Origin of the sequence: Collinsella sp. TF05-9AC (assembly GCF_003438495.1) — a bacterium.
In the GTDB taxonomy this organism is placed as follows: domain Bacteria; phylum Actinomycetota; class Coriobacteriia; order Coriobacteriales; family Coriobacteriaceae; genus Collinsella.
The window spans coordinates 355-923 of the sequence record NZ_QSSH01000040.1; the positions used below are offsets into that span (position 1 = coordinate 355).

The 569-nt window shown below is 71.4% G+C and carries 1 protein-coding gene; it reads left to right on the top strand.

Annotated elements, in window-relative coordinates; all coding sequences use genetic code 11:
* Window positions 1–306: 306 nt before the first annotated feature.
* Window positions 307–569 (top strand): plasmid mobilization relaxosome protein MobC (mobC, locus tag DXC52_RS10150; protein WP_199409505.1); only part of this gene is annotated, 263 nt, incomplete at its 3' end.

A 569-nucleotide genomic window follows, 5' to 3' on the forward strand; every position in this document is an offset into this window, starting at 1 on the left:
GATCGCCCCGCCGTGTCACGCCCCGCCGGCTCTCGCTCCGGCTACGTTCGATGGCTCCCTATGGGTCGCCATCACTTCGCCTACGCTCACCTGCCCATATCCGGGAAAACGTGTGGGTTCCCTACTATGGGCATGCAAGATGTGGGAATGTGTACACATTCCATCTTGCCGGCGCTTCCGCGCCGGGGCTCCGGGCGGTCGGAACCGCGCCTGCCGGCGCTCCCCTACGCCCTGCGCGGGGACGGCGAGCCGCGCCCGTTGGCGCTCCCGCCGGCCCCTTGCCGAAACAACCGGAAGGGGGCCGTTTTGGCCAAAGAGAAGAAAGAGACCCAGATCCACCTCCGGATCAGCGAGCGCGACGCCGCGCTCATGCGCGAGCGCGCGCAGGCGGCCGGGCTCGGCCTGTCGGCCTACGTCCGCCGGTGTGCGCTCGCCGGTGGCGCTCCCGCGCCCGTCGCCGACGCCCGCGAGCTCCGTCCGATATACGCGGAGCTCCGTCGGTGCGGCAACAACGCCAACCAGATCGCCCGCGCCCTCAACGCCTACGGCATCGGCGGGGGGGCGGGGGG